Origin of the sequence: Ensifer sp. PDNC004 (assembly GCF_016919405.1) — a bacterium.
Classification (GTDB): domain Bacteria; phylum Pseudomonadota; class Alphaproteobacteria; order Rhizobiales; family Rhizobiaceae; genus Ensifer.
In genome coordinates this window covers 1,858,980-1,877,674 of the sequence record NZ_CP070353.1, presented here as the reverse complement: position 1 = coordinate 1,877,674, position 18,695 = coordinate 1,858,980, and the positions used below count along the sequence as shown (strand labels likewise).

The 18,695-nt window shown below is 63.4% G+C and carries 23 protein-coding genes; 11 read left to right on the top strand and 12 right to left on the bottom strand.

Annotated elements, in window-relative coordinates:
* Positions 1 to 220: 220 nt before the first annotated feature.
* From betB to betI, 3 genes are read right to left on the bottom strand one after another with little or no spacing between them, the layout of a single operon-like run.
* Positions 221 to 1,684, bottom strand: coding sequence for a betaine-aldehyde dehydrogenase (betB, locus tag JVX98_RS17440; RefSeq protein ID WP_205239310.1), 1,464 nt, complete (start codon positions 1,682 to 1,684; stop codon positions 221 to 223).
* Between the two features lies 1 nt (position 1,685).
* A complete protein-coding gene (gene betC / locus JVX98_RS17435; RefSeq protein ID WP_205239309.1) occupies positions 1,686 to 3,221 on the bottom strand; it encodes a choline-sulfatase in 1,536 nt (511 codons plus the stop codon).
* A complete protein-coding gene (gene betI, locus JVX98_RS17430) occupies positions 3,218 to 3,820 on the bottom strand; it encodes a transcriptional regulator BetI (protein WP_192447539.1) in 603 nt (200 codons plus the stop codon). Before betI ends, betC begins: the two co-directional genes overlap by 4 nt.
* A gap of 146 nt (positions 3,821 to 3,966) precedes the next feature.
* On the opposite strand from betI, the gene JVX98_RS17425 reads away from it, so the two are divergent.
* Positions 3,967 to 4,521, top strand: a complete 555-nt coding sequence (locus JVX98_RS17425) for an HdeD family acid-resistance protein (RefSeq protein ID WP_192447538.1) — start codon at positions 3,967 to 3,969, stop codon at positions 4,519 to 4,521.
* Here JVX98_RS17425 and JVX98_RS17420 read toward each other — a convergent pair.
* On the bottom strand, positions 4,518 to 5,093 hold the full coding sequence (locus tag JVX98_RS17420) for a TetR/AcrR family transcriptional regulator (RefSeq protein WP_192447537.1): 576 nt from the start codon (positions 5,091 to 5,093) through the stop codon (positions 4,518 to 4,520). The genes JVX98_RS17425 and JVX98_RS17420 overlap by 4 nt on opposite strands.
* 83 nt (positions 5,094 to 5,176) lie before the next feature.
* Here JVX98_RS17420 and JVX98_RS17415 point away from each other — a divergent pair, with 83 nt between their 5' ends.
* The 4 genes from JVX98_RS17415 (at position 5,177) to JVX98_RS17400 (ending at position 9,157) form a co-directional block, all read left to right on the top strand.
* A complete protein-coding gene (locus JVX98_RS17415) occupies positions 5,177 to 5,578 on the top strand; it encodes a hypothetical protein (RefSeq protein WP_205239308.1) in 402 nt (133 codons plus the stop codon).
* A 34-nt stretch (positions 5,579 to 5,612) separates the two neighbouring features.
* Positions 5,613 to 6,047, top strand: a complete 435-nt coding sequence (locus JVX98_RS17410) for a DUF3995 domain-containing protein (protein WP_205239307.1) — start codon at positions 5,613 to 5,615, stop codon at positions 6,045 to 6,047.
* Positions 6,048 to 6,266: 219 nt separating this feature from the next.
* A complete protein-coding gene (locus JVX98_RS17405; RefSeq protein WP_205239306.1) occupies positions 6,267 to 8,063 on the top strand; it encodes a GGDEF domain-containing protein in 1,797 nt (598 codons plus the stop codon).
* 95 nt (positions 8,064 to 8,158) lie between these two features.
* Positions 8,159 to 9,157, top strand: a complete 999-nt coding sequence (locus JVX98_RS17400; protein ID WP_192447534.1) for an NAD(P)H-quinone oxidoreductase — start codon at positions 8,159 to 8,161, stop codon at positions 9,155 to 9,157.
* A 12-nt stretch (positions 9,158 to 9,169) separates the two neighbouring features.
* Here the strand turns inward: JVX98_RS17400 and JVX98_RS17395 are convergent, their stop codons facing one another.
* From JVX98_RS17395 to JVX98_RS17385, 3 genes are all read right to left on the bottom strand, one after another.
* Positions 9,170 to 9,445 carry a hypothetical protein gene (locus JVX98_RS17395; RefSeq protein WP_205239305.1) on the bottom strand — a complete coding sequence of 92 codons (276 nt, stop codon included), beginning with the start codon at positions 9,443 to 9,445 and terminating at the stop codon, positions 9,170 to 9,172.
* Positions 9,446 to 9,475: 30 nt separating this feature from the next.
* Positions 9,476 to 9,961 (bottom strand): NUDIX pyrophosphatase, encoded by a 486-nt coding sequence (locus JVX98_RS17390; protein WP_205239304.1) that lies wholly within the window; start codon positions 9,959 to 9,961, stop codon positions 9,476 to 9,478.
* 89 nt (positions 9,962 to 10,050) lie between these two features.
* On the bottom strand, positions 10,051 to 10,788 hold the full coding sequence (locus tag JVX98_RS17385) for a DUF3750 domain-containing protein (RefSeq protein WP_205239303.1): 738 nt from the start codon (positions 10,786 to 10,788) through the stop codon (positions 10,051 to 10,053).
* A 71-nt stretch (positions 10,789 to 10,859) separates the two neighbouring features.
* Here JVX98_RS17385 and JVX98_RS17380 point away from each other — a divergent pair, with 71 nt between their 5' ends.
* Positions 10,860 to 11,867, top strand: a complete 1,008-nt coding sequence (locus tag JVX98_RS17380; RefSeq protein ID WP_205239302.1) for an asparaginase — start codon at positions 10,860 to 10,862, stop codon at positions 11,865 to 11,867.
* A 70-nt stretch (positions 11,868 to 11,937) separates the two neighbouring features.
* Here JVX98_RS17380 and JVX98_RS17375 read toward each other — a convergent pair whose 3' ends face one another.
* A complete protein-coding gene (locus tag JVX98_RS17375; protein ID WP_205239301.1) occupies positions 11,938 to 12,690 on the bottom strand; it encodes a DeoR/GlpR family DNA-binding transcription regulator in 753 nt (250 codons plus the stop codon).
* Positions 12,691 to 12,782: 92 nt separating this feature from the next.
* Here JVX98_RS17375 and JVX98_RS17370 point away from each other — a divergent pair, with 92 nt between their 5' ends.
* Both JVX98_RS17370 and JVX98_RS17365 read left to right on the top strand, forming a co-directional pair.
* Positions 12,783 to 13,154 carry an NUDIX hydrolase gene (locus JVX98_RS17370; protein ID WP_043620043.1) on the top strand — a complete coding sequence of 124 codons (372 nt, stop codon included), beginning with the start codon at positions 12,783 to 12,785 and terminating at the stop codon, positions 13,152 to 13,154.
* Positions 13,155 to 13,414: 260 nt separating this feature from the next.
* On the top strand, positions 13,415 to 14,035 hold the full coding sequence (locus tag JVX98_RS17365; protein WP_205239300.1) for a glutathione S-transferase family protein: 621 nt from the start codon (positions 13,415 to 13,417) through the stop codon (positions 14,033 to 14,035).
* Between the two features lie 16 nt (positions 14,036 to 14,051).
* On the opposite strand, the gene JVX98_RS17360 is transcribed toward JVX98_RS17365, so the two are convergent.
* Positions 14,052 to 14,957, bottom strand: coding sequence for a bestrophin family protein (locus JVX98_RS17360; RefSeq protein ID WP_205239299.1), 906 nt, complete (start codon positions 14,955 to 14,957; stop codon positions 14,052 to 14,054).
* A gap of 171 nt (positions 14,958 to 15,128) precedes the next feature.
* Between JVX98_RS17360 and JVX98_RS17355 the strand changes: the two genes are divergently transcribed.
* Positions 15,129 to 15,713, top strand: a complete 585-nt coding sequence (locus JVX98_RS17355; RefSeq protein WP_205239298.1) for a dihydrofolate reductase family protein — start codon at positions 15,129 to 15,131, stop codon at positions 15,711 to 15,713.
* On the opposite strand, the gene JVX98_RS17350 is transcribed toward JVX98_RS17355, so the two are convergent.
* Both JVX98_RS17350 and JVX98_RS17345 read right to left on the bottom strand, forming a co-directional pair.
* Positions 15,689 to 16,069, bottom strand: a complete 381-nt coding sequence (locus JVX98_RS17350) for an MmcQ/YjbR family DNA-binding protein (RefSeq protein ID WP_205239297.1) — start codon at positions 16,067 to 16,069, stop codon at positions 15,689 to 15,691. The two genes, JVX98_RS17355 and JVX98_RS17350, sit on opposite strands and share 25 nt — an antisense overlap.
* Positions 16,070 to 16,109: 40 nt before the next feature.
* Entirely contained in the window at positions 16,110 to 16,304 is a 195-nt protein-coding gene (locus tag JVX98_RS17345; RefSeq protein WP_205239296.1) for a hypothetical protein, read from the bottom strand.
* Between the two features lie 89 nt (positions 16,305 to 16,393).
* On the opposite strand from JVX98_RS17345, the gene JVX98_RS17340 reads away from it, so the two are divergent.
* Positions 16,394 to 17,332, top strand: a complete 939-nt coding sequence (locus tag JVX98_RS17340; protein ID WP_205239295.1) for a LysR substrate-binding domain-containing protein — start codon at positions 16,394 to 16,396, stop codon at positions 17,330 to 17,332.
* A gap of 27 nt (positions 17,333 to 17,359) precedes the next feature.
* Here JVX98_RS17340 and JVX98_RS17335 read toward each other — a convergent pair whose 3' ends face one another.
* Complete coding sequence (locus JVX98_RS17335) at positions 17,360 to 18,022, bottom strand: glutathione S-transferase family protein (protein WP_205239294.1); 663 nt, start codon at positions 18,020 to 18,022, stop codon at positions 17,360 to 17,362.
* Positions 18,023 to 18,219: 197 nt separating this feature from the next.
* On the opposite strand from JVX98_RS17335, the gene JVX98_RS17330 reads away from it, so the two are divergent.
* On the top strand, positions 18,220 to 18,588 hold the full coding sequence (locus tag JVX98_RS17330) for a hypothetical protein (RefSeq protein WP_205239293.1): 369 nt from the start codon (positions 18,220 to 18,222) through the stop codon (positions 18,586 to 18,588).
* Positions 18,589 to 18,695: the final 107 nt, after the last annotated feature.

Sequence of the window (18,695 nt, the reverse complement as noted above, 5' to 3'; positions counted from 1 at the left end):
GTGGTCTTTCTCTAGCGTCTCTAGAACCGGCTGATCTTGCGCTGCTATTTCGGCCCCCCATTCCTGTGCCCGTGACAGGAATCCAGCCAAGCGACGTCTTTCGCTTGAAGACTGTTGTGCGCCACCGACCGGCGCTGCTGGATCCCCGGAACGCGCTACGCTCGCCCGAGGATGAGGGAGATAAAACGGCCGCCTCTCAAGAAGCGGCCGCAGCCCTATCTCAATAGGGTGACTGCACCGGCCCCATGCCGACATAGACGGTCTTCAACTCGCTGTAGTGGTTGAGTGCCGCGACCGAATTTTCGCGGCCGAAGCCTGACTGTTTCGAGCCGCCGAAGGGGATTTCCACCGGGCAGAGATTGTAGGTGTTGATCCAGAGCGTACCGGCTTCGATCTGGTCGACGACACGGTGGGCGCGGGTGATGTCGGCGGTGAAGACGCCGGCGGAAAGACCGAACTCGGTCGCATTGGCGCGGGCGATCACCTCCGCCTCGTCGTCGAAATCGAGCACGCACATGACAGGCCCGAAGATCTCTTCGCGGGCGATCGTCATGTCGTCGGTGACGTCGGCAAAGACGGTCGGCTGGATATAGGTGCCCTTGGCGTTGACGGCGTTCGGGATGCCGCCGCCGGTCACGAGGCGCGCGCCCTCGGCCTTGCCCTTCTCGATGTAGGAGAAGACCTTGTCGCGCTGCGGCGCCGAGACCATCGGCCCGAGCTGTGTCGCGTCGTCCATGGGGTCGCCGATGACGATCGCCTCTGTGCGGGCCTTCAGCCGCGTCAGGAACTGTTCCTTGATGCCCTTCTGCACGAAGACGCGGGTGCCGTTCGAGCAGACCTGTCCGGTCGAATAGAAATTGCCGAGCATGGCGCCGCCGATGGCGCTTTCGAGATCGGCGTCGTCGAAGACGATCAGCGGCGACTTGCCGCCGAGTTCCATGGTGACGTGCTTGAGTTCGGCCGCGGCCGCGCCGGCCACCTTCTTGCCTGTTGGCACCGAGCCGGTCAGCGACACCTTGGCGACGTCAGGATGATTGACGAGCAGCGGGCCGGTTGTGCGGTCGCCTTGGATGACATTGTAGAGGCCCTTCGGCAGGCCGGCCTCGACGAGGATCTCGGCGATCTTCAGCGCGCCGAGCGGCGTGTTTTCCGAGGGCTTGAAGACCATGGCGTTGCCGGCGGCAAGCGCCGGGGCGCCTTTCCAGCAGGCGATCTGCTGCGGATAGTTCCAGGCGCCGATTCCGACACAGACGCCGAGCGGCACGCGCTTGGTATAGGCGAAGTCGCCGCCGAGCGGGATGTAGTCGCCGTTAAGGGCGGTGGCGATGACGCCGCCGAAGAACTCGAAACTGTCGGCGCCCGAGGTCGGGTCGGCGACGATCGTCTCCTGGATGGGCTTGCCGGTGTCGAGCGTTTCAAGCTCGGAGAGCTCGCGGTTGCGCGCGCGCATGATCTCGGCGGCGCGCTTGAGGATACGGCCGCGGGCGGTCGGGCTCAGCGCTGCCCATTCCGGCTGGGCGCGCTTGGCCGCCGCAATCGCCTTTTCGACGATGGCGGGCGTTGCGGCGTGCAGCCGCGCGATGACTTCGCCGGTCGCCGGGTAGATGCTCTCGATGACGGTACCGGCGATGTCCTCGACATATTCGCCGTCGATGAAGTGCGAGGCTTGCGGTTGGGCTTTCATCTTATTCTCCTCGCGGATAGCGTTTGGATTCCTCGAGATTGTCGAGGTTCATGTGGTTGCGCATGTAGCGCTCGGATGCCTTCTGCAGCGGCTGGTGATCCCATGGATAGTAGGCGCCGTTTCGAAGCGCCTCATAGACCACCCAACGCCGGGCCTGGCTTTCGCGCACGGCGGCGTCGAAGGCCTCCATGTCCCAGTGGGCGGCGCACATGTCGCGAAACGCCTGCAAGGTCGCGGCCTGGACCGGCGTCTCTGGATCGGCAGCCAGATTCTTCAGTTCCAGCGGGTCGGCTTCGAGATCGTAGAGCTGGTCGGGATCGAGCGCGCAGTGGATGTACTTCCACTTGCCTTCGCGAATGGCGACGAGTGGTGCGTAGGAGGCCTCTGCCGCATACTCCATCAGCACCGGCTCTGAGCGCTCCTCGCCGTTGATCATGGACACAAGGCTGATGCCGTCGGTCCAGGGCTTGACCTCATCCATCGAAATGCCGGCGAGATCGGCAAGCGTCGGCGCCACGTCGACATTGGAGGTCGGCGCCAGATGCAGGCCGGGCGCGACGCCGGGGCCGGCGACCATCAGCGGTACGCGGGCCGAACCCTCGAAGAAGTTCATCTTGAACCAAAGGCCGCGCTCGCCGAGCATGTCGCCGTGATCCGAGCAGAAGAGGATTAGCGTGTCGTCGAGCATGCGGGTGCGCGTCAGCGTGTCGATCAGCTCGCCGACCTTCTCGTCGAGATAGGAGATGTTGGCGAAATAGGCCCGGCGCGAGCGACGGACATTGTCTTCCGTCAAGTCGAAATTGACATAGTCGCAGGAATGCATGATGCGCTTGGAATGCGGATCCTGCCGATCCTCCGGCAGCATGCCGATCTCGGGCAGCAGGTGCTCGCAACCCTCGTAGAGATCCCAGAACTTCTTGCGCGCCACGTAAGGGTCGTGCGGATGGGTGAACGAAACCGTCAGGCACCAGGGGCGGCGTTCCGTATCGTCGTTCTCGCGCGAAAGCTGGTAGAGCTTCTGGTTGGCGAGGAAGGCGACCTCGTCGTCATATTCCATCTGGTTGGTGATCTCGGCGACGCCGGCGCCGGTGACCGAGCCGAGATTATGATACCACCAGTCGATGCGCTCGCCGGGCTTGCGATAGTCCGGGGTCCAACCGAAATCGGCCGGGTAGATGTCGGTCGTCAGCCGCTCCTCGAAGCCGTGCAACTGATCCGGCCCGACGAAGTGCATCTTGCCCGACAGTGCCGTGTAATAGCCGGCACGGCGCAGGTGGTGTGCATAGGTCGGGATCGAGGACTGGTACTCGGCGGCGTTGTCGTAGACGCGGGTGCGGCTCGGCAATTGCCCGGCCATGAACGAGGCGCGGGCAGGGGCGCAGAGCGGCGACGAAGTGTAATTGTTGCGGAAGCGGGCCGAACGGGCCGCGAGCGCTTTCAGGTGTGGCGCATGCAGGAACGCGGCCGGTCCGTCCGGAAAGAACGTTCCGTTCAGCTGGTCGACCATGATGATCAGGATGTTCGGTCTTGCGGTCATGCGGCCGTTCCCCGGTATGTGAGCCGATCGATGTGCGAGGTGACGTAGTCTTCGGTGAGCGCGATCGAGGCTTCGATGCTGATCGGCGCGGAGCGCAGACTCTGGCGGATATAGAGCCCGTCGATCATCGCAGCTGCGCCTTCGGCGATGCGTTCCGCGTCATCGTCGGCACAAAGCGTCTTGAGGCTCGCCAGCAAATTGGAGCGCAGCCGCCGGGCATAGACCACGAGCAGCCGCCGCACCTCTTCCGAGCGCTGCGCTTCCGAGTAAAAGGCAAGCCATGCGGCGATCGTATCAGGGGCGAACTGGCTTGCCTGGAAGGAGACGCGGATGAGCGCGCTCAGTCTTTCGCGCGGGCTCACGACTGCGCGGAGCGCCGTCACCGTGTCGTCGCGCAATTGCCGTAGAAGGCTGCGGATGGTCTCGATCAGCAATTGTTCCTTGCTGCCGAAATAGTGGTGGGCAAGGGCAGGGGAAACGCCGGCGTGACGGGCGATTTCGGACATGGTGACGGCAAGCGTGCCCTGGTCGCCGATCACGCGTAGCGCTGCGTCTACCAGCGCCTTGCGGCGCACCGGTTCCATCCCGACCTTCGGCATCCGTCTCTCCCTTGACGATGATCAGTCTATTTTTGATTGACTCATCAATCAATAAAAATCAGCAGTGTTTTCGCTTTCCTTTTGTGCAGAAATCCGGCTCAATCCCCGCGTTAGCGATCTCGCGTTGCAAAGGGCTGGAGGTTGAGATGACCCACGCATTCGATCGAGCCGACAAGTCAGCGGTTGCCGGTAAATGGGGGTGGTTCGTCGCCCTCGGCGTGCTGTTGATCATGTGCGGCGGCCTTGCCTTCGGCAATCTGCTGATGGCGACGGTCGCGTCCGTCTATTATGTCGGGATCATCATGCTGGTCGGCGGGCTGTTCAATCTCGCCCATGCCTTTCAGGTGAAGGGCTGGGACAGCGTGCTCTACTGGGGCCTGAGCGGTGCCTGCTACACGATCGCCGGCCTCTTTGCCTTCATCAACCCCGTGCTTGCCTCGTCCTTCCTCACCTTTATCATGGCGGTCGCCTTGATCGTCGCCGGATGCTTTCGCATTTGGGTCGGCCTGAAGCTCAGGCCGCTGCAGGGCTGGGGATGGGTGGCGCTTGGCGGCCTGGTCACGCTTGTGGCCGGCCTGATCATCGCCGCTGGCTGGCCGGTCAACAGCCTCTGGATCCTCGGCCTGTTCCTCGCCGTTGACCTTGTCATGCAGGGCCTGTCTCTGATCGCCTTCGGCGTTCTGGCCAAGGGTGGAGTTTAGCGCGGGGTGCTGCTGCCAAGCAGCGCCTCGAGCAGCCGGAGCAGGTCGCCGCGAAGATCGGCAAGGCCGCTCGCGGCGAGTGCCTCAAGCCCGATCAGCGCGCCATAGAGCGCGCTGGCGCCGCTGCGGCTCTCATCTGACGAAAATCCGCAATCACCGAGCAGGACGGCAATGTAGCCGAGGCGGCTTTCGTCGACGGACTTAAGGGTCGTCGCGGCCATGGCGTCGAAGCGCGCCCATTCGCGGACCGCGCCGTCCGTCAGCAAGCCGCCATAGGGAAGGCTGCGTTCGTCGGTTGCGGCATGTACCAGCAACCGCAATCGCTCTTGCGCCGGTACTTCCAAGGCTTCGATTTCCGCGATGATCGCGTCTGTCGCTTCGCGCGCCCAGTGGGCAAGCATCTTTGCCTTCAGGTCGGGCACATCCTTGAAATGCCAATAGAAGGAACCCTTGCTGACCTTCAGGTCGCGGGCAATCGCCTCGGCGCGGATCGCCTGCACGCCGCCCGTCGTCAGTGCGCGGAAGGCAGCCTTGATCCAATCATCGCTCGTCAGGGTGTTTTTTGTTGCCATATGATTCCATACGCCACCGTATTGACGGATGCAACCAGGTGGCGTACATACGCTACCGTATGGCGACAATTGGAGGCGAACGCATGAGCAAATGGCTTCTGGCAGCGGGCACCCTGTCCCTGGCGACAACGGGCATTCATCTCTTTGCCGGCGGACCGGAGGTGCATGTGCCTCTGCTTGCAAGCAGCCCGTCGGCGCTGCTTAAGACCTATGTCTCGCTTCTCTGGCACGCGACGAGCGCCATCCTCCTGATCAACAGTCTCGCCCTACTGTTTGCCGGCGTGAACGGACGTTACCGTGTGCCGCTCGCCGCTGCGGTGATCGTGCAATATCTCGCCTATGCGGTGCTCTTCATCGGTTACGGCCTTGCCTATCTCGGCTCTCTCTCGACCACGCCGCAATGGGCGGCCTTTCTCCTCATGGCCGCGCTCGCGGCGATCGGCGTGCGCTCGGACAAAGGGTCTCCGTCAACCATGGCCGCCTGAGGCGGTTCGCCGACAGGCAAGCAAGGAACCCATCATGTCGACGGCAATCGCGATCCTGCTTTTCCTCGTCCTTTCCGGTATCGCCGGGCTGCATGCCTACTGGGCGTTCGGCGGACTTTGGCCCTGTGACGACGAGGAGACGCTGGTGCGCACGGTGGTCGGCACGAAGCACCGGACGGTGATGCCGCCGGCCTGGCTGACGCTGGTCGTCGTCGCACTGCTCTTTGCGGCAGCGATCCTGCCATTGTCGGTGACACCCGTTTCTGCCGACATGTTGCCACCGGTCCTTGCCTATGGCGGCCTTGCGGGGCTTGCCGCCGTCTTCGTCGCCCGTGGTCTCCTGGCCTTCACCACCGCCTTTCACCAGCGCCACGGCACGGAGCCCTTCGTGACGCTCGACCGTCGCATCTACGGTCCGCTCTGCCTTGTTATCGGTGCCGGATACCTGGCATTGCTCGTTCTCGGCTGATGCCATCCTGGCTCGACGGTCAACATTGCGCAGATGGCCGACCGATCACAGGACTTGCTCATGAAACTACTGATTTTATTAGAGTGTTCGCATCTGATTGGCGCAGTTGCCGCTTCACATAGCTTTCATCAAAGCTTCATAATGGGGAAAGACTTCGTTGACGCTTGCTGGCCATGCTGCCGGCGTTCGACCGTCCGTCCCATATTTCTGGAGCCCGGCATGTCCGCCGCCCCCGCCGAAATTCTCTCGTTGCGCCGGTTCGGCGACGACCAGATCGTAACGCTCGCCAAGCTGGTGATCGAAACCGCCTTCCAGCCGATCGCAGAAGCGGCGACCGGCACCGTCTTCGGCTACGAATCCCTGATGCGCGGCTTCCAGAAACTCGGCTTTGCCTCGCCGCTGGAACTGCTCGACAAGGCGGAAGAAGAGGGGCAACTGCTGGCGCTCGAGCATATGATCAACAGTCGCGCCGTCGCCGGCTTTGCGACGCTGCCGGATCATTCCGCCCGCACGCTCTTTCTCAATTTCGACTCGCGCCTTGTCGGCGGCGAAGGCGACATTGTCGAACGCCTCGTCAACCACCTGAAGCGTGCCAACATCGCCCCGTCGGCACTCTGTTTCGAGCTTTCCGAGCGCTTCGATGGCGGCAAGATGCCGGATTTCTCGGCCCTCGTGCGCGATCTCCGCCTTGCCGGCTTCAAGCTGGCGATTGACGATTTCGGCGCCGGCTTCAACGGGCTGAAGCTGCTCTGCGACCAGCCGGTCGATTATGTGAAGATCGACAGGCATTTCATCTCCGGCATCGAGGCCGATGCCCGCAAGCGCCATCTGGTCCGCCACACGGTCAACACCGCCCATGTGCTTGGCACGCGGGTGATTGCCGAAGGCGTCGAGACCGAGGCGGAATTCCTCACCTGCCGCGACCTCGGCTGCGATCTGGTGCAGGGCTATTACGTTGCTCGGCCGACGACGCATCTGAGCGAGCTTCTGCCCGCCTATCCGCATCTCGATCAGAGCGTTGTCAGCCGGCGGTCCTCGTCTTCGCTCGACGGTATCCTGATCCGCAAGCAGATCGAGCAACTGCCGACCGTTCGCGAGAGCGACGAGCTCGATTCCGTCTTCGATCTCTTCCGGCGCAATCCGCGCCAGGGCTTCTTCCCGGTCCTGAATGCCAATGGCGAGCCGCGCGGCATCCTGCACGAATATCACGTCAAGGAGCTGATCTATCACCCTTTCGGTCGTGATCTTCTCAAAAACCGGATCTACCAGCGGCGGATCTCGCATTTCGCCAGCCCGGCGCCCATCGCCGACCTCGACACGCCAGCCGATGAGATGCTGAAGATCTTCGCCGGCATGGACGGCAGCGATTGCCTGATCCTGACGGAGAACATGCGCTACGCCGGCACGCTTTCGGCCTCGTCGCTTCTGAAGATCATCAACGAAAAGCAATTGAAGATGGCGCAGGAGCAAAACCCGCTGACGGGCCTGCCCGGCAACCGCGCCATCCGCGACTATGTCCAGGACGCGATCCTCGACGGCGATCATGCCCGCTATTTCTGCTATTGCGACTTCGACGACTTCAAGCCCTTCAACGATACCTACGGCTTCCAGAAGGGCGATCTCGCCATCACGCTCTTTGCCGCCCTTCTCAGGCGCCATTTCATCGGTGAGGAGAAATTCCTCGGCCATGTCGGCGGCGACGACTTTTTCGTCGGCGTCAGCGGCTGTTCGGTGGAGGAACTGGAGGCGGTTCTGAACCGCCTGCTCGACGATTTCCGCTCCGACGTTTGTCAGCTCTATTCGCCGGAACACCAGGCGGAGGGGCGCATCAGCGGCCACGGCCGCGATGGTGCGCCGAAGGAATTTCCGCTGATGCGCTGTTCGATCGCCGTCCTCGGGCTGCCGGAAGGCTTCGTCTTCTCCGACGCCCAGGCCGTCAGCGCCCGCATCGCCGAAATCAAGTCGCGCGCCAAGGCGAGCGAGACCGGTCTGGTGATGGACGCGATCGGCGGCTGAGTAGCGCCCTCGACGACCGGCCGCGCGACAATCAGCCTTTTCGCCTCGCGTTTCCGGCGCTACCTATGCGCCTTGAGAATTCGCGAGGTAATGCCATGTCTCTTCCATCGGAAATGCAATTCGTCGACCTCCCGGCCCCGGGCGGGCCGGAAAACATGATCCTGAAGAAAGGACCGTTGCCGGAGGTCAAGCCGGGCGACATCCTCGTTCGGGTGGAGGCGGCCGGCATCAACCGTCCGGACGTTTTGCAGCGCAAGGGCGACTATCCGCCGCCGCCCGGCGCAAGCCCGATCCTCGGACTGGAAGTGGCAGGTGAAGTCGTGGCGCTCGGCGAGGGGGCACAAGGGTTCCGGATCGGCGACAAGGTCTGCGCGCTCGCCAATGGCGGCGGCTATGCGGAATACACGGCAGTGCCCGCGAGCCAGGCGCTTGCCTGGCCCAGGGGTTATGACGCCGTGAAGGCGGCCGCCCTGCCGGAAACCTTCTTCACGGTCTGGGCCAATGTCTTCGACATGGCCGGCCTGAAGGCGGGTGAGACGATCCTCATCCATGGCGGTTCCAGCGGCATCGGCACGACGGCGATCCAGCTTGCCAAGGCCTTCGGCGCCGAGGTCTTCGTCACCGCCGGGAGTGCCGAGAAATGTCGGGCCTGCGAAGCGCTCGGCGCCAGGCGGGCGATCAACTATCGCGACGAGGACTTCAAATCGGTCGTACTCGAAGAGACCGGTGGGCGCGGCGTCGATGTCATTCTCGATATGGTCGGCGGCCGCTACTTCGACCGCAACATCGGCTCGCTCGCCAAGGACGGCCGCCTGTCGATCATCGCTTTCCTCGGCGGCGCCAAGGTCGAGGCGGCGAACATCGCGCCAATCCTGACCAAAAGGCTGCATGTCATGGGTTCGGCCCTGCGCCCGCGCACGGCGGCGGAAAAGCAGGCGATCCGCGACGGCTTGGTGGAAAAGGTTTGGCCATTGCTGGAAACAGGCAAGGTCGCGCCAGTCATCCATTCCGTCCTGCCCTTCAGCGCGGTTGCCGACGGCCATCGACAGATGGAGGAGGGCGACCATATCGGCAAGATCATCATGTCCCTGTGATCCCTCGGACCATCAGCCCGCAATTCGCGGTGCGACGAGAAAACGATCTTCGACCATCGTCGCCCTTGTAATCGCTGACGGATCGCTTACCTTCAAATCATCAGCAACGAGCAGAAAGGAAGGTGGTCCAATGTCTAATGAGATTTCGGTCTTGGTGAAGGGCATGGAAGAGGTGAAGGTGTCGAGGCAGCCCTCGGCGTAATCCCCGCCTTCCTTCGGGTTTAACAGCCCGGGCCAGTCATACGGCCAAAACTCATGGAAGGGTCGCCTCGCGCGGCCCTTTTCCATTTTCGGGACTTGCTCAGGACCAAGCCTCGCCTAACCGGCCGACCCGGCCGGCGCTGTGTCTTGGATCAGCAGCCAGGGGTTCGGTTCATTACCGATGAACTCGTCCCGGACATGCTTCAGCACTTTCCTCTGCCCGGCAAAGGGCACCATCTGGAGCGCTTCGTCAAAGCTTGCCCAGCGAAAGTCGCTGTGTTCGGCATTGAGCCGGACCGTGGCGCCCTCAGCCGCAAAGCCGACGAAGACGGGCAGCAGGCTGATGGCATTGCGGTCGGCCTCGTAAAACTGCTCGCAGATGTCGGCGGAATAGAAACGGTCGGGCCGCAGCCCCGTTTCCTCCTCGACTTCGCGCAGGCCCGCCTGCCAGGCCGTTTCATTCGCTTCGATCGCGCCGGCGACTTGGCACCAGGTTCCCGCAAGTGTTCCGGTGCGCTTGAGAAGGAGAACCTCGAAGGTGCTCCCGGCCGGGCGGAGAACGACAACCGAAACAGCAAAGCTCCTGATCGGTATTTCATGCATGCGGGCGCGTCCTCCTGATTCGACCGGCGGACCATGCAACGCAAACCGCCGGCGCTCAACTTAAGCGATGGCCCGTCGAACCAACACCATCATATGCCGATGCGTCCGATCGCCGGGACCTTGATACCGGGATTGGCGAAGTCGAAGCCTGCGACCAGGCCGAAGAAATGCAGCTCAAGGCCGCTGCGAACACCCGCCGAGATGCCGGCCAGGCCATAGAGCGTGGCGTGCAGGTCGCGCCCGTCGGCATCGATCTGGAACAGCTTGCCCTCCGGCAGATAGTCGCGGCCGACGGCATCCGGCGGCAGAACAGCGCCGAGTTCCGGTACGGAGCGCAGCACGTGGGCGACGAAGGTGTTGGAGTTCGGGCCGGGCCAGATCCGGTAGCCGCCGGGCGAAGCATAGGGGTAGCTGGCGATTGCCGCCTCGATCTTCGGGATCAGCCGCGTGGCGTCGGCACCGGTCACCGAGACGACCAGCCGCGGCTCATTCGAGTACCAGCGTGCATCCGCCGGATAGCCGTTCTTGCGGATTGGTTTGCCCCAGCCGACCTTGTCGTAGCGATCATAGGCGGTGGCACCCTGATCCTTGGTCACGATCCAGGCGTGGCTCGCGACAGCGCCCTTCATGCCGCCCGTGGTTGCCGAGAACACGTAGATTGCCGCGTCCGGGCTTTCTGCCGCTTTCGGCAGGATGCCGGCCGAGGACCAATCGGCGTCGCGCCAGCTTTGCGGCCGGTCCTGCATGTACCACCAGCCGGCCGAGGCCAGTGCCGGCAGCAAGTAGATCACGAGAAAGGCGGCGGCCAGCCTGCGGGCGAATTTCATGAAAACTCCGTTTCTTGCCGGTAAAATCCTGCTAAATGCACGGAGCAATTTCGGATATTTGAGGGCAAGGCATGTCAAATCCCGTTCTCGTCGAAGTTACCCGCGGAAACCTCGTCGAAAGCCGCCACCGCGGCGTGGTCATTGCCGTCGATGGCGACGGCCGGACGGTCTTTTCGCTGGGCGAAACCGACAGCGCCGTCTTCCCGCGTTCGGCCTGCAAGGCGATGCAGGCGCTGCCGTTGATGGAAAGCGGCGCGGCCGACGCTTACGGCTTCGGCAACCGGGAACTGGCGCTTGCCTGTTCCTCCCATTCCGGCGAGCCGGAACATGTGGAACTGGCCGCCAAGATGCTGGCCGCTGCCGGCCGCGATGTCTCGGCGCTCGAATGCGGCGCCCATTGGTCGTCCGACCAGAAAACCCTGATCGGCCAGGCCCGCAGCCTGGAAGCGCCGACGGCGCTGCACAACAATTGCTCCGGAAAACATTCCGGCTTCATCTGCGCCTGCTGCCATTCGGGCACCGAGGTGAAGGGGTATGTCGGCTACGACCATCCGCTGCAACGCGAAATCCGCGGCGCAATGGAAAGCCTGACGGGCGCGATCCTCGCCAAGGACAATTGCGGCGTCGACGGCTGCTCGATCCCGACCTATGCGGTGCCGCTGAGGGGGCTCGCACACGGTTTCGCGAAGATGGCGACCGGTGTCGGCCTCGAAGCCGAACGTGCCCGCGCCTCGAAGCGGCTGATCGATGCCTGCATGGCCGAGCCCTTCTATGTTGCCGGCACCAAGCGCGCTTGCACACGACTGATGAAGACGGCGCCCGGACGTATCTTTGCCAAGACCGGTGCGGAAGGCGTGTTCTGCGCCGCCATTCCGGAAAAAGGCATCGCCATCGCGCTGAAGTGCGAGGATGGTACGACCCGGGCTGCCGAAGCCATGGTCGCGGCAACGCTTGCCCGCTTCTTCCGGGACGAGCCCGAACTGCACGCGGCGCTGATGGCGCAGGCCAACCATTCCATGCACAATTGGAACGGCATCCATGTCGGCGACGTCAGGGTGACGGACGCTTTCGCCGCCTGAGCCGCTGCGGGGCGGGCCGTTTCGGCCCGCTCAATTTTCCGACGGTCCGCCCGTTGGCGCCGCGCCGCCATCAAGCGCCGATGATCGCAACGTCCGTGCCGTCATAAGGGGCGAGCATGCCGTCGCTGATCTCGTTGGGAACGATGAAGCCCGCGAGCTCAGGTATCGCGGCCACGTGGTGCGGCGAGACCGCATCGAATTTTTCCACCGTTGCGAGCACGTAGGTTTCCGCGGCCTGGCCGAGGATCGCCCGCTTGACGGCCGCCTCCTCGAAGTCGCCGGTTGAAACACCGTGGGCCGGGTGAATGGCGGTGACGCCGAGGAAGAACAGGTCGGCTCGGATGCCGGCAATCGCTGCAACCGCTGCGGCTCCCGTCGCGACCATCGAATGCTTGTAGAGCCGGCCGCCGATCAGGATCACCTCCGCCTCGTGGCGCTCGAGTTCGGCGGCGATCGTCGGGCTGTGGGTGACGACGGTCAGCCGCATGTCGCGCGGCAGCGCCCGGGCAATCTCTGCATTGCTCGTGCCGCCATCGAGGAAGATCGTCTGACCGGCCTCGATCATCGCAGCCGCCTTTTGTCCGAGCCGGCGCTTGACGTCGCCGGCAATCTCCTGACGCGCCGCAAAGTTGGGCAGCGGCGGCACCAGGGGCAGCGCGCCGCCATGCACGCGCTTCAGCAACCCCTCCGCCGCCATTTCGCGCAGATCGCGCCGGATCGTGTCTTCGGACAGGTTCAACTCGTCGGCCATACGCTTTGCGACGACCTCGCCGTCTCGTGCCAGCCGCGCCGAAATCAAAGCCCGCCTCTGTATCGTCAGCATGAAATGTCTCCTTGATTCTTCAAGATATTGCACGAAATATCATGAATATTCCAGAATAATCTGGATCGTTCATCGCATCTCGGGAGAGAAAAATGCTGATCTTGATCGCAGGCCCCTATCGTTCTGGAACCGGGGACGACCCGGCCAAAATGGCCGCCAATCTGAAGCGGCTGGAAGAGCCGTCCTATGCGCTGTTCAAGGCGGGCCATGTGCCTGTCATCGGCGAGTGGGTGGCGCTGCCGGTCTGGCATGCGGCCGGCGGGGCGCGGATCGGCGACGACCTCTATGAGGAGATTTTTCATCCGGTGGCGGGCCGGTTGCTGGCGCTCTGCGATGCGGTTCTGCGCCTGCCGGGCGACAGCAAGGGGGCGGACAACGACGTGCGCATCGCCCGTGAGCGCGGAATTCCCGTCTACTATCGCCTGGAGGACGTGCCCGGCTGCAGCGAGCCGCTGGTCGCGTGAACGTGCAAGGCCCGGCAGCTGTAGCCTGCCGGGCACCCTAACGACGGCGGACGACGGCGATCCTTCGCCGCCTTGCCACTTCTGCTTGTCAATCGAGGTGACTTCCTTTCTTCTGCGGCCGGTCTTTGCTCTGGAGCGACACGGCAGGAAGCGTACGGTTCTCCGTTGCATGCCGCTTCGACCCACCGCAATTGACAGAGCCGGATCGGTTGATCGACATCACGTAAACCGATCCGCATGATCGCAGAGGAGAACTTAAAGTGTTGAAACTGTTCTACGCCCCCGCAACCTGTTCATTGGCCTCGCATATCGCGCTGGAAGAAGCGGGCGCCGAGTATGAGGCGCGCCGTGTCGATTTTTCGACAGCCGAGCAGACCAAGCCCGACTATCTCGCGGTGAACCCGAAGGCGCGGGTCCCCGCACTCCTGACCGACCGGGGCGTCATCACCGAAACGCCGGCGATCCTGACCTATATCGCGCAGGCCTTTCCGGCCGCGAAACTCGCCCCGGCGAACGACGCCTTTGCCTTCGCGCAACTGCAGTCGTTTCTGAATTACCTCTGCTCGACGGTGCACATCGCCCACGCCCATGGTCGCCGCGGTGCACGCTGGGCCGACGATCCGGCCGCGCATGAGGCGATGAAGGCCAAGGTCGCCTCCAACATGACCGCCTGCTACGAACTGATCGAAAGCAAGATGTTCGAAGGGCCGTTCGTTTTTGGCGAGAGCTATTCGATCGCCGATCCCTATCTTTTCACCGTCGCCGGCTGGATCGAGCCCGATGGTGTGGATCCCGTGCGCTTCCCCAAAATCGTCGATCATCGCAACCGCATGACCGCACGCCCGGCCGTCGCCCGGGTGCTGGCAGCGCTTAAGATCTGAACCATCGAGCCTGCGGCTACATCAGGATGTAGTTCTTCGGCTGCGGTAGAGGCGGAAGGTTGGTCTCGCCGAGCGCCTCGCGCAGATTGATTTCGATCGTTTCGGCAAGAGCGACGATCGGGAGGTCGTTCGGCAACACGCCGAACGGCTCCTCCAGCTCGTCGCCGAGCGCGTCGAGGCCGAAGAAGGTGTAGGCGACGAGCGCTGTGACAAACGGCGTCGCCCAGCCGAGCGCATCGGCGAAGCCGAAAGGCAGCAGGAAGCAGAAGAGATAGGCTGTGCGGTGCAGGAGCAGCGTATAGCCGAACGGCACGGGGGTGTTGCGGATCCGCTCGCAGGCCGCGAGCATGGCCGACATCCTGCCGAGCGTGCAATCCAGCTGTGCCCACTGAAAGTCGCTGATCGTTCCGGTTCCCCGCAGGCCGGCGAGAATGCGGCCCATTTCGCGCAGCAGAAAATCCGGTCCGTTGCGGCTGGCCTTGTAGCCCGCAGCAAGATCCGCCGGCAACCGCGCCAGCGGCCTGCCGACATCGCTTCCAGGCCGCAAATGGCAGACCAGTGCGTGGGCAAAGGCGATCGTGATATCGAGCAGCCGCTGCCGCTCGGCCTCGGCAAGGATCAGCGTCTGGCGGGCGAGGTCGCGCGCGGTAAAGATCAACTGTCCCCAGTCCTTTCGCGCCTCCCACCAGCGGTCGTAGCAGGCATTGTTACGGAAGCCGAGAAACACGGAGAGTGCGATACCGAGCAGCGCGAAGGGGCCGCTGTTGACGCTCGGCACGAGGCCTGGATCGACGCGGTGCGCCCAGACGACGAGGGCGGAGAGGGCAAAGACGAAAAGCACTTGCGGAAAGATCCGCTGAATGACCGACCCTCGGAGGATGAAGAAGAGTTTCAAAAGGGTAGGGCGGTTGCGAACGATCATGGGAATACCTGTCCGGCTGTTCGCTTAACCGGTATAGGCGCAGGCTTCGAAATGGAAGGGCCGTCCGTTCGGTGACGTTCCCCGCATAGCCAGGATTATTTTGCCTGTGATGTCGGGCGTTCTCTCTGCCGCTCGTCCTTGGCGTGTAACGCCAACAGGGAGGCAATGACGATGCGCAAGGTGGTTGCAGGCATGCAGATGTCCATCGACGGTCTGATCGATGGGCCGGATGGCTATACGGATTGGGTCGAGTCCTGGTCGGATACGTTCGACCTCCTGCCCGAGATCGACGCCTGCGTCCTTGGGAACGGCATGTATTCGGGCTACGAGCAATATTGGACCGCGATCAAGCGCGACCCGCATGCGCCGCTGGAATTCACCGGCCAGCTTCCGACGTCCGAAGAAATCGAATATGCGGACTTCGCACTTGGCACGCCGCATTACGTCCTCTCGAAAACCCGCTCCGACGTCGATTGGGAAAACGCCAGGATCGTACGCGACGCCTCCGAAATCGCGGCGCTCAAGCGGGCGCCGGGCCGCACCATCTATGTCGTCGGCGGCGCGCGCACGGTGTCGAGCCTGATGGATCACGGCCTGATCGACGAGCTGCGGCTCACCATCCACCCGCTCGTGGTCGGCAAGGGGAAAGCGCTGTTCGACACCGTGGCCGCGCGTCATCACGTGCAGCTCGATGACGTGAAGCGGCTGGATGGCGGCAGGGTCTGCCTGATCTACGGGGTCGGCGGCGGAGCCTGACCGGCATCGAGGAAGCTCGCGGCGAGCCGCTTCGGCGCCTTTTCGCGCCAGGCGGCAACCAGTCGCCCGGTGAGGCTTTGGTCGTCGATCTCCGCGAGCCGCACTAGCATGGCGGGCCAGCCCTTGTAGTGATCCGTTTGAAAGTAGAGCCTTGGGTCGAGCTCCAGCAGCATTTCCTTTTCTTCGAGCGCGCACATGACGACCAGCGTCTCGCCATCCTTCATGCGCACAAAACTCTTGTCCTTCACCAGCAGCGCCGGCGTGCCGTAGGACGTGCCGACCGTTACTTCGGGCAGGCCGGCGGCCTCCGCCAGCCTGACGACACGGATGAAGTTGCGCTCGAGATCGTCGCTCATCCGGCCAGCATATCACGTCGCGGCTGCAAAGCCGCAGGCCCTAGAGGCGGCCGCCGGTGCACTCCGCCGCGCGAGGCCACGGCCAGCCCGGGAAGGGCAGGTCACCGAGTTCACGCTCATCCATCCGCTCGAGATCCGGATGCTGCAGCGGATCGCGCGCCCAGGCGAGCGGCGCATCGTCCCTTCGGTTGTCGGAAGTTTTGAGCGGCGTCAGTTTCGAGAGAAGCCTAAACATGGCGGACCATCCTTTCGATGCTTGGATGATCCGCCTGTCCTGTCATCTTTTCAATTGAGAATGGCAGAGATCGCGTTTAGAAAAACTATATGAGAGATCTGAATTCCGTACATTTGAACGGGCTGCGCGCCGTCGAGGCTGCCGGCAGGCTGGGCTCGCTGGCTGCCGCAGCCGAGGAATTGGGCGTGACCCCAGGCGCCGTCAGCCAGCAGATCGCCAAGGCCGAGGCTCAGCTTGGACGCGTCTTGTTCGAGCGCACCCCGCGCGGCCTCGTGCCGACCGATTTCGGCCAACGCTTCCTCGCGCGCATCGGCAACGCCTTTCACGAACTGGCGGAGGCCGTGGCTTCGGCGCGTCGCCGAGACGAGTCGGTGCTGACGATCTCGGTCGCGCCGGTCTTTGCCGCCCGCTGGCTGGTCTATCGGCTGAACCGTTTTGCCGAGCGCCATCCCGACATTCGCCTGCGCATCGACGCGACGACCAAGCTCGTCAATCTCGACACGTCGGACGTGGATGTCGGCATCCGCGTCGGTACGGGGGAATGGCCGGGGGTGAAGTCCGAGCCTCTTCTGCAGCAGGAGGTTTTTCCGGTCTGTTCGCCGGCGATGGCCGAAGGGCTTCGGAAGCCTGCAGATATTCTAAAACTGCCGGCCGTTATCGACGGCCATTCGATGTTCAGCTGGGAGGTGTGGCTCCGTGAAGTCGGGCTCTCGGGCGCGGAAATGAACGTGCGCCACACCTTCAACGAGGCGTCGCTGGTGCTCGATGCGGCGATCTCGGGGCAAGGGGTAATGCTCGCCTGGCAGACGCTCGCCGGTTTCGCGATCGCGCAGGGCAGCCTTGTGGTGCCGTTCGGCATCCGGGTGCCTACGGGCTTTGGCCACTACTTCGTCAGCGCGCCGTCACGGCGCGAGAGCAAGGCCGCCAAGGCGTTCAAGCGCTGGGTCCGCGACGAGGTGGAGGAGGGTATGCGCCTGCTCGACATCAAGGCGCCGCGTGTTGGCTTTAACGCGGCGACCATGGGCTGATTGTCGGAAACGCCTCTTGGCGATGGCTTAACCCGCCGGCTCTTTCAGCCGTTCTTCCATCATCGCCTTGAAGGCCGGGCGGGCGTGGCAGCGGGCGAGCCACGCCGAAACCCGCGGATATTTCTTAAACAGCTGCGTCTGGCTCATGGCGTAGCGGAAGACCTCCGCGAGATTGAGGTCGGCGACGGTGAAGCGATCGCCGACGAGATAGTCGCGTCCGTCGAGGTGGCTTTCCATGCGGGCAAAGACTTTGTCGAGCGACGTCACGCATCTGGCGATCGTCGCCTTGCCTTCGTCGGTGTTCTCGGCGCCGTAGTCGTAGGTCAGGATGATCTCCACGGCGTGCGGCTCGACCTCGGTCGCCGCCCACATCGTCCAGTTGCCGACCAGGCCTTCCTCGGCGATATCGGCAGGCGCAAGTGGCCCGCCGTGTTTGCGCGCGAGATAGAGATTGTTGGCAAGCGATTCCGTCAGCACCACGCCGTCATCCTCGATCGCGGGGATCAGCCCCATCGGGTTGACGGCGAGGAAAGCGGGCGACTTGGTGTTGATCGGCGCATCGGCAGCCAGAGGATCGGCGACACGGCGCGCCTGGATGACTGGCACCGATTGGAAAGGGATGCCGAGCTCCCGCGCCATCCAGTAGTTGCGCGATGCGCGCGAGCGATAGACCCCATAGATCGTCAGCATGTCGATTTCCTCCCGTCCTGCGTTGTCGTCTGTCTTAGGCAAGCGCCGGGGGCGACGGAAGCGGGCGGCGCTGATAGCACACATGAAATCTTTTGATGCGCCGTGCGGCGCTTTGCCGGCTTGCCTTTGCGGCCGCGGATCTTTAGCTGTCGCTGGTCGGTTTGGGGATAGATTTGGCAGGGATTTTGGGGGATCGGTTGACGAACTTGGCGGCGCGCATGCTTTGCGCGCTGGTTCTCGTCGTTTCGGCCTTGATCCAGCAGCCGGCCGCCGCCATGCCGCGGTCGCCGGATGCGACCGCCTACGTGCTCCCCGATGGCAGCCTTGCCGATCTTTGCCTCTCTGGCCACGATGACCCCGATGGAAAAGGTGGCGCTAAGGGGCATGGGTGCCAGTCCTGCTGCCTGGTTGCGCCCGCCGACCTGCCGGCGCCTTACCCGATCGCCTTGCCGTCACAAGCCCGGACGGCTCCACTTTCCGCTCCGGCCGGCGATTTCGGCTTCGTTCGCTCGGTGCTCTTGACCGGAGCGGGGCCAAGGGCGCCACCAACGGTTTTCTCCGCCTGATACGCGCTTGAACGACAGCTGATCGGCCCATGGGCGTCACTCTTCGACGCGCGTTGCCGCGATCGGCAGTCGTCCCGATCACCAAGAGGCGAAGCCGTGCAAACGGT

What these genes read in the sequence shown, in the direction of transcription:
- JVX98_RS17420 (WP_192447537.1), bottom strand. Translation starts at nt 5,093, where the DNA reads ATGGCAACAAAAAACACCCTGACGAGCGATGATTGGATCAAGGCTGCC.
- JVX98_RS17335 (WP_205239294.1), bottom strand. Translation starts at nt 18,022, where the DNA reads ATGCTGACGATCTATGGGGTCTATCGCTCGCGCGCATCGCGCAACTAC.
- JVX98_RS17385 (WP_205239303.1), bottom strand. Translation starts at nt 10,788, where the DNA reads ATGAAATTCGCCCGCAGGCTGGCCGCCGCCTTTCTCGTGATCTACTTG.
- JVX98_RS17375 (WP_205239301.1), bottom strand. Translation starts at nt 12,690, where the DNA reads ATGCTGACGATACAGAGGCGGGCTTTGATTTCGGCGCGGCTGGCACGA.
- JVX98_RS17360 (WP_205239299.1), bottom strand. Translation starts at nt 14,957, where the DNA reads ATGATCGTTCGCAACCGCCCTACCCTTTTGAAACTCTTCTTCATCCTC.
- JVX98_RS17405 (WP_205239306.1), top strand. Translation starts at nt 6,267, where the DNA reads ATGTCCGCCGCCCCCGCCGAAATTCTCTCGTTGCGCCGGTTCGGCGAC.
- JVX98_RS17390 (WP_205239304.1), bottom strand. Translation starts at nt 9,961, where the DNA reads ATGCATGAAATACCGATCAGGAGCTTTGCTGTTTCGGTTGTCGTTCTC.
- betI (WP_192447539.1), bottom strand. Translation starts at nt 3,820, where the DNA reads ATGCCGAAGGTCGGGATGGAACCGGTGCGCCGCAAGGCGCTGGTAGAC.
- JVX98_RS17380 (WP_205239302.1), top strand. Translation starts at nt 10,860, where the DNA reads ATGTCAAATCCCGTTCTCGTCGAAGTTACCCGCGGAAACCTCGTCGAA.
- JVX98_RS17350 (WP_205239297.1), bottom strand. Translation starts at nt 16,069, where the DNA reads ATGAGCGACGATCTCGAGCGCAACTTCATCCGTGTCGTCAGGCTGGCG.
- JVX98_RS17395 (WP_205239305.1), bottom strand. Translation starts at nt 9,445, where the DNA reads ATGGAAAAGGGCCGCGCGAGGCGACCCTTCCATGAGTTTTGGCCGTAT.
- JVX98_RS17410 (WP_205239307.1), top strand. Translation starts at nt 5,613, where the DNA reads ATGTCGACGGCAATCGCGATCCTGCTTTTCCTCGTCCTTTCCGGTATC.
- JVX98_RS17415 (WP_205239308.1), top strand. Translation starts at nt 5,177, where the DNA reads ATGAGCAAATGGCTTCTGGCAGCGGGCACCCTGTCCCTGGCGACAACG.
- JVX98_RS17400 (WP_192447534.1), top strand. Translation starts at nt 8,159, where the DNA reads ATGTCTCTTCCATCGGAAATGCAATTCGTCGACCTCCCGGCCCCGGGC.
- JVX98_RS17370 (WP_043620043.1), top strand. Translation starts at nt 12,783, where the DNA reads ATGCTGATCTTGATCGCAGGCCCCTATCGTTCTGGAACCGGGGACGAC.
- JVX98_RS17355 (WP_205239298.1), top strand. Translation starts at nt 15,129, where the DNA reads ATGCGCAAGGTGGTTGCAGGCATGCAGATGTCCATCGACGGTCTGATC.
- JVX98_RS17425 (WP_192447538.1), top strand. Translation starts at nt 3,967, where the DNA reads ATGACCCACGCATTCGATCGAGCCGACAAGTCAGCGGTTGCCGGTAAA.
- JVX98_RS17340 (WP_205239295.1), top strand. Translation starts at nt 16,394, where the DNA reads ATGAGAGATCTGAATTCCGTACATTTGAACGGGCTGCGCGCCGTCGAG.
- JVX98_RS17345 (WP_205239296.1), bottom strand. Translation starts at nt 16,304, where the DNA reads ATGTTTAGGCTTCTCTCGAAACTGACGCCGCTCAAAACTTCCGACAAC.
- betC (WP_205239309.1), bottom strand. Translation starts at nt 3,221, where the DNA reads ATGACCGCAAGACCGAACATCCTGATCATCATGGTCGACCAGCTGAAC.
- betB (WP_205239310.1), bottom strand. Translation starts at nt 1,684, where the DNA reads ATGAAAGCCCAACCGCAAGCCTCGCACTTCATCGACGGCGAATATGTC.